At 71.0% G+C, this 6,402-nt stretch carries 8 protein-coding genes; 2 read left to right on the top strand and 6 right to left on the bottom strand.

Annotated elements, in window-relative coordinates:
- On the top strand, positions 1-679 hold a 679-nt coding region (locus JUB13_RS16885), incomplete at its 5' end, for a flavin-binding monooxygenase-like family protein (protein WP_207481009.1).
- An 80-nt stretch (positions 680-759) separates the two neighbouring features.
- Here JUB13_RS16885 and JUB13_RS16880 read toward each other — a convergent pair.
- Positions 760-1,200: an RNA polymerase sigma factor region1.1 domain-containing protein gene (locus tag JUB13_RS16880; protein ID WP_207481007.1), complete on the bottom strand. Its 441-nt coding sequence runs from the start codon at positions 1,198-1,200 to the stop codon at positions 760-762.
- A gap of 237 nt (positions 1,201-1,437) precedes the next feature.
- Between JUB13_RS16880 and JUB13_RS16875 the strand changes: the two genes are divergently transcribed.
- Complete coding sequence (locus JUB13_RS16875; RefSeq protein ID WP_207481005.1) at positions 1,438-1,980, top strand: YgjV family protein; 543 nt, start codon at positions 1,438-1,440, stop codon at positions 1,978-1,980.
- 213 nt (positions 1,981-2,193) lie between these two features.
- Here JUB13_RS16875 and JUB13_RS16870 read toward each other — a convergent pair whose 3' ends face one another.
- The 5 genes from JUB13_RS16870 to JUB13_RS16850 all read right to left on the bottom strand — a co-directional run bounded on the left by JUB13_RS16870 (position 2,194) and on the right by JUB13_RS16850 (position 6,365).
- A complete protein-coding gene (locus tag JUB13_RS16870) occupies positions 2,194-3,075 on the bottom strand; it encodes a 2-keto-4-pentenoate hydratase (RefSeq protein WP_207481003.1) in 882 nt (293 codons plus the stop codon).
- A gap of 116 nt (positions 3,076-3,191) precedes the next feature.
- Complete coding sequence (locus JUB13_RS16865) at positions 3,192-3,623, bottom strand: OsmC family protein (RefSeq protein ID WP_207481001.1); 432 nt, start codon at positions 3,621-3,623, stop codon at positions 3,192-3,194.
- Positions 3,624-3,851: 228 nt separating this feature from the next.
- Positions 3,852-4,652, bottom strand: a complete 801-nt coding sequence (locus JUB13_RS16860; RefSeq protein WP_207480999.1) for a MetQ/NlpA family ABC transporter substrate-binding protein — start codon at positions 4,650-4,652, stop codon at positions 3,852-3,854.
- 20 nt (positions 4,653-4,672) lie between these two features.
- Positions 4,673-5,338 carry a methionine ABC transporter permease gene (locus JUB13_RS16855; protein ID WP_207480997.1) on the bottom strand — a complete coding sequence of 222 codons (666 nt, stop codon included), beginning with the start codon at positions 5,336-5,338 and terminating at the stop codon, positions 4,673-4,675.
- Positions 5,307-6,365, bottom strand: coding sequence for a methionine ABC transporter ATP-binding protein (locus tag JUB13_RS16850; RefSeq protein WP_207480995.1), 1,059 nt, complete (start codon positions 6,363-6,365; stop codon positions 5,307-5,309). The genes JUB13_RS16855 and JUB13_RS16850 overlap by 32 nt, the downstream gene beginning before the upstream one ends.
- Positions 6,366-6,402 lie beyond the last annotated feature (37 nt).

Genomic DNA, 6,402 nt, shown 5'->3' with positions numbered 1-6,402 from the left:
GTACGGCCTGGGCCCGCTCTATTCCGAGAAGGCCGTGCAGTCCGGCATGACCACGGCCAAGGCCGACCTGATCTTCGCCTCCCTGCCCTACCGGATCCTTCATCGGTTCCAGAAGCCGATCTACGACAAGATCCGCGAGGTCGACGCCGACTTCTACCGCGACCTCGAGAAGGCGGGCTTCAGGCTCGACTTCGGCGCCGACGAATCCGGCCTGTTCATGAAGTACCTGCGCCGGGGGTCCGGCTACTACATCGACATCGGCGCCTCGCAGCTGATCATCGACGGCAAGATCAAGCTGGAGTCCGGCCAGGTCGAGGAGATCACCGAGACCGGGGTCGTGCTGGACAGCGGAAAGGAGATCCCGGCCGAGGTGATCGTCTATGCGACGGGCTACGGCTCCATGAACGGTTGGGTCGCCGACCTCGTGAGCCAGGAGGTCGCGGACAAGGTCGGCAAGTGCTGGGGCCTGGGCTCCGACACGCCCAAGGACCCCGGCCCCTGGGAGGGCGAGCAGCGCAACATGTGGAAGCCGACCCAGCAGGAGGCGCTGTGGTTCCACGGCGGGAACCTGCACCAGTCCCGCCACTACTCCCAGTTCCTGGCGCTGCAGCTCAAGGCGCGCATGGAGGGCATCCCGACGCCGGTCTACGGGCTCCAGCCCGTGCACCACAGGGCCTGAGAAATCCTGGGCCTTAGAAATCCTGGGCCTGAGTCACGCTGCGGGGGAGCTGGCGCTTCCCCGCAGCCGGCCCCCATCTCCTAGGCCAGCCAGCCGAGGGCCAGCACCACCAGGACGAGGATCGCCGCGGCGAGCGCCAGCAGCGGCATCAGCAGGGAACGGCTGCGGTGCTCGGCCGCGGGTGGCGCGGACGACTGCATGGCGGCGCGGGGCATCGGGCGGGCGGCCCCCGACGCGTGGCGCGACGCGCCCGCGCCCATGGGCGGGATCTCGGTCTCGTCCGGCGGTAGGACGTCGGCGGGCGGGGAAGCTGCCGCATCGGGAGCGCGGCGGCTCTCGACCCACTCGTCGTCCAGCTCGACCGCAATGCCGGACTGCTCCAGCCGCTCGATCGCGCGCGCGATGTCGGCCTCCGACATGCTGGCGACCGGCAGCGTCTCGGTGATTTGGTCGACGGTTACGTATCCCTGGCGCCGACCCATCTCCAGGAGACGGTCGAGCGCCGGTTGCTGGTCCGCCATGGCCGGCCTCCCGCTGCCTTTCGCCGAGGTCAACACCGCACCGCAACGTGCCGTTCCCACGGTACCGGCGCGCCTCTGCGCCGCGATCCGCAAATCCGGCGCTGTGATCTTTTGCACACATGTGATGCCGACAGACCACGCCTGGCGCATCCCTGGCGCGTGAAAAGCGCACGGCGCGGCCTGGCCGGCGCGTTGTATTATCTCGCATCTGCGAAACCTTTTTCGATTGTTCCCGCCATGCTTGGGGAGTTGTTCGGCGCCGCCGGCGTGATCGCCGGTTCTTCCTGGGGCCTTCTGCGCAATCGCTACGCGATGCTGATGGTCCAGGGGCTCGGCACCGCCTTTTTCGGCCTGCACTACCTCGTGCTCGGCGCCCATAGCGGCGCGGCCATGTGCCTCACGACGCTGATGCAGAACGCCACGGCGATCCCGCGCGAGCGCACCCCGCTGCTGAAGGTCCTGTTCTGGCTGACGGTCCCGGTCATGGCGGCCCTGACGGCGCTGACCTGGAACGGCCTCGCCTCCGCCGGGGCGGCCCTGGGCCTGTCCATGGCGACGCTGGGCCGCTGGCAGACCGACGTCGTGCGGCTGCGCGTCTTCTTCATCTTCTGCGCCTTCGGATGGGCGCTGCACAACATCACCGTGGGCTCGCCCTTCGGCCTCGCCTCGGACACGATGACGCTGACCACGAATCTGTGGCGCCTGTGGCAGCTCCGCGCCAAGCCCCTTTCGGCTTCGGCTGCGCCGGTCCCCGCCGCGCCGGCCCCCGCCGCCGGCTGAGCCCCGCCACGGCGGCGTGCCGCCGTGGCCCGCTTCCCTTCATCCCCGCCACGGCGGCGTGCCGCCGTGGCCCGCTTCCCTTCATCCCCGCCACGGCGGCGTGCCGCCGTGGCCCGTTTCCCTTCATCCCCGCCACGGCGGCGTGCCGCCGTGGCCCGTTTCCCTTCATCCCCGCCACGGCGACGTGCCGCCGTGGCCCTGACCTCGCGGCGCCTACCGGAAGCGGACCGAGACCTGCGGGGTCCCCGGCAGCCCTTCGTAGCGGACGGTCACCGCCTGCCCGGCCTTCGGCGGCATCATGGGCGAGAAGGACCCGACGCTGACCATGTCGCCGGCCTTCAGCCGGCGCCCCTCGGCCGCCAGGCTGCGCGCGACCCACAGCACAGCGTTCAGCGGGTTGCCGAGCACAGCCTCGCCTTTGCCCTCGGCCAGCCTGGCGCCCGTTCCGTCGGTCACCACCACGGTCATGGCGGCGAGGTCCCGCACCGCCTCGGGCGTAGGCGCGAGCGGCATCTCGGGGCCCATCACCCCCGCCCGCGCCCCGACGTTGATGGCGGTCAGCACCGCCCCGTCCATGGGCTCGCCCTCGCGCAGCGCCAAATCGGGCAGCTCGATGAAGGGCCGGATGGCCGAGACGTGCCGGATCGCCTCCTCGGCCGTAGTCGCCTGGTTGATGCCCTCGTCCGCGACGATCACCAGCAGGTCGGCCTCGTAGAGCGGGCGAGCGCCGAAACCCGCGGGCACCTCGGCCCCGTCCTTGAGCAGCATGCCCGCCAGAAGCTGGCCGCGCACGGGCTCGGACACGCCGAAGCGCTGCTGCACGGCCTTGTTGGTCAGCCCCGCCTTGTAGCCCACGACCTCGCCGAGCCCGGGCCTCAGGCGCCGGACGAGCCCGTCCTGGGCGCACAGCGCATCCTGCAGGCCGGCGCCCGCGGCGAGGGCGCGGGTCGGCGTCCCGGCCTTCCAGTCCCGCACCAGACCGTCGATCTGCTCGTCCGTGGGGCATGCGGCCCGCGCCGCCCCGGCCCCCAGCAGCCCCGCCGCCGACAGGACCGCCAGTGCGGCCGCAAGCCCGGGCAACCCAGGAAATCTCATGGCATCCTCCCCGCCGCACCGGGGCGGCGCCCGGTTCCGTCAAGGCAGGGTGGCCCGGCTGCGGCCGCTTGGCAACGTCCCGGGCGATCAGGGCGGGGCGGGAGGCCGGGATCCCTTCAGGCCTCGGCGACGCGCTCGTCGACGATCTCGAAGGCGTGGGTGATCTCGGCCGTGGCGCCGAGCATCACCGAGGCCGAGCAGTACTTCTCGGCCGAGAGCTTGATGGCGCGCTCGACCTTCGCGGGGTCGAGGCCGAGCCCCGAGACGACATAGCGGACATGGATGCGGGTGAAGACCTTGGGATCGGTCTCGGCCCGCTCTGCGTCGAGCTCGACCACGCAATCGGTCACGGGCTCGCGCCCCTTCCTCAGGATCAGGACCACGTCGAAGGCGGTGCAGCCGCCCATGCCGAGCAGCAGCATCTCCATGGGCCGCACGCCCAGGTTCCGGCCGCCGAACTCCGGCGACCCGTCCATCACCACGGCATGGCCGCTGCCGCTTTCGCCGACGAACGCCATACCCTCGACCCACTTCACGCGCGCCTTCATCGAATCCTCCAGTCATCGCGGCAGCGAACGGTAGACACCGTGCCCCGGCGCCGGCAAGGGCCGGGAGCGGACAGGGCCAGGAGCAGACAGGGCCAGGAGCAGACAGGGCCAGGAGCAGACAGGGCCAGGAGCAGACAGGGCCAGGAGCAGATACGGAAAGGGGCGCGGGACGGCCTGCGCCCCGCGCCTCTGTTCGGCGGACGCCGCTCAGGCGGCCCGCCGAGTGCCTCACCAGGCGGTGACGACGGCGCCCTTGAACTTCTCGGCGACGAACTGCTTCACCGGGGCGCTGTGGTAGCTCTCGACCAGCGCCTTGACCCAGGGCTTGCCGGCATCGGCGCCGCGCACGGCGATCAGGTTGGCATAGGGGCTCTCGGCGCTCTCGCGGGCGATGGCGTCCTTGTTGGGGTCGAGGCCCGATTCCATCGCGTAGTTGGTGTTGACCACCGCCGCGTCGACGTCGTCCAGCGAGCGCGGGAGCTGGGCCGCGTCCAGCTCGACGATGCGCAGCTTCTTCGGGTTCTTCGCGATGTCGATGGGGGTCGCCTTCAGCCCGGCGTCCTTGCGCAGCTCCAGCAGCCCCTGGGCCTGGAGCAGCAGCAGCGCGCGCCCGCCGTTGGTGGGGTCGTTGGGGACCGCGACGCGGGCGCCCTCGGGCAGCTCGCCGAGGCTCTTCACCTTCTTCGAGTAGACGCCCATGGGGAAGATCACGGTCTTGGCGACCGAGACGATGTCGTATCCGCGATCGGCCTTCTGGTTGTCCAGGTACGGCTCGTGCTGGAACGAGTTCGCCTGGATGTCGCCCGAGGCCAGCGCCGCGTTCGGCACCACGTAGTCGCTGAACTCGACGATCTCGAGCTCGACGCCGTTCCGGGCGGCGATCGGCTTCACCTGCTCCATGATCTGGGCGTGCGGGCCGGGGGTGACGCCGATCTTCACGCGCTCGGCGGCGTGGAGCGGCCCCGCCAGGGCCAGGGTGGCGGCAAGGGTGGCGGCGGCGAGGGCGGGAAGCTTGCGCTGGAGCGACATGGAACTTTCCTTCTTGCTCTTCAGGTCTTGAGGTTGCGCTTGTTCACCCGGCGGGCGAGCGCCTCGCCCCCGGTCTGGATCAGCTGGACGAGGACGATCAGCACCAGCACGACCGCCGCCATCACCTCGGGCAGAAAGCGCTGGTAACCGTAGCGGATGCCGAGATCGCCGAGCCCGCCGCCGCCGACCGCCCCGACCATGGCCGAGTAGCCGATCAGGCTGACCGCGGCGAGCGTCAGGCCCAGCAGGATGCCGGACAGCGCCTCGGGCAGGAGGACCTTGGCGACGATCTGCCAGGGCGTCGCGCCCATGGCCTCGGCCGCCTCGATCAGGCCGCGGTCGACCTCGCGCACGGCGCCTTCGACGATGCGCGCGATGAAGGGCACGGCGGCGACGGTCAGCGGCACGATGGCCGCCGTGGTGCCGATCGAGGTGCCGGTGACCAGCCGCGTGAAGGGGATGATCGCCACCACCAGGATGATGAAGGGCGTGGAGCGCGCGGCGTTGACCACCACGCCCGCCACCCGGTTAAAGATCGGGTGCGGCAGCAGGTCGCCGCGCCCCGTGACGGCCAGGAGGACGCCCAGCGGAAGGCCGCCCAGCGTGCCGAGCAGGCCGGCCGCGCCCACCATCCAGAGCGTCTGGAGGGTGGCGTCAGCCAGCAGCGACAAGAGTTGCGGGGACATGGCCCAGGACCTCGACACCGAGTTCGTTTGAGGACAGGAAGGAGAGCGCGGAGCGGACCGCCTCGGCGGGGCCGCCGGCCTCGACCACCAGCGTGCCGTAGGGCGCGCCGCGGATCTGGTCGATGCGCCCGTGCAGGATGTTCAGATCCAGCCCGTAGCTCCGCGAGAGATGGCTGATCACCGGCGTGTTGGCATTGGCGCCGCGGAAGGTGATGCGCAGCACGGGCGAGCCCTGCCCCTCCCAGCCTGGGGCGATGCGCGCGGAGACCGTCTCGGGCAGGTCGCCGCCGGTGACCCCGGCGACGAAGCGGCGCGTCGTCTCGTGGCGGGGATGGACGAAGACGTCGAAGACGTCGCCCTCCTCGACCATCCGGCCGCCCTCCAGCACCGCGACGCGGTGGCAGATCTCCTTGATCACGGCCATCTCGTGGGTGATCAGGACGATTGTCAGTCCCAGCCGCTCGTTGATGTCGGCGAGAAGGCGCAGGATCGAGCCCGTGGTCTCGGGATCGAGCGCCGAGGTCGCCTCGTCGCACAGCAGCACCTTGGGCTCGGCGGCGAGCGCCCGTGCGATGCCGACGCGCTGCTTCTGACCGCCCGAGAGCTCGGCCGGGTAGCGGTCCCGCTTGTCGGAAAGCCCAACCAGGTCGAGCAGCGGATCGACCGCGGCGCGGATGCGTGCCTTGTCCCAGCCCGCGAGCTCCAGCGGGAAGGCCACGTTGCCGTAGACCGTGCGCGAGGACAGCAGGTTGAAGTGCTGGAAGATCATGCCGACCTTGCGGCGCGCCTCGCGCAGGGCGGCGGCATCCAGCGCGCCCATGTCGGTGCCGTCCAGCAGCACCCGGCCGCCGGTCGGCCGCTCCAGCATGTTGATGGTGCGCAGCAGCGTGCTCTTGCCGGCGCCGCTGCGCCCGATGACGCCGAAGATCTCGCCGCGGCGGACCTCCGCGGTGATGCCGTCGAGCGCCCTGACCGGGGCCCCGCCCCGCCCGGGATACTGCTTCTCGACGCCCTCGAACCGGATCATGTCCCTGTGCCTTCGAAAACAAAGAACCCGCCACGGC

Origin of the sequence: Arenibaculum pallidiluteum (genome assembly GCF_017355985.1) — a bacterium.
Lineage (GTDB): Bacteria > Pseudomonadota > Alphaproteobacteria > Azospirillales > Azospirillaceae > Arenibaculum > Arenibaculum pallidiluteum.
Note: the sequence above shows the minus strand (reverse complement) of the source record. Positions and strands in the feature narration are given on the sequence as shown.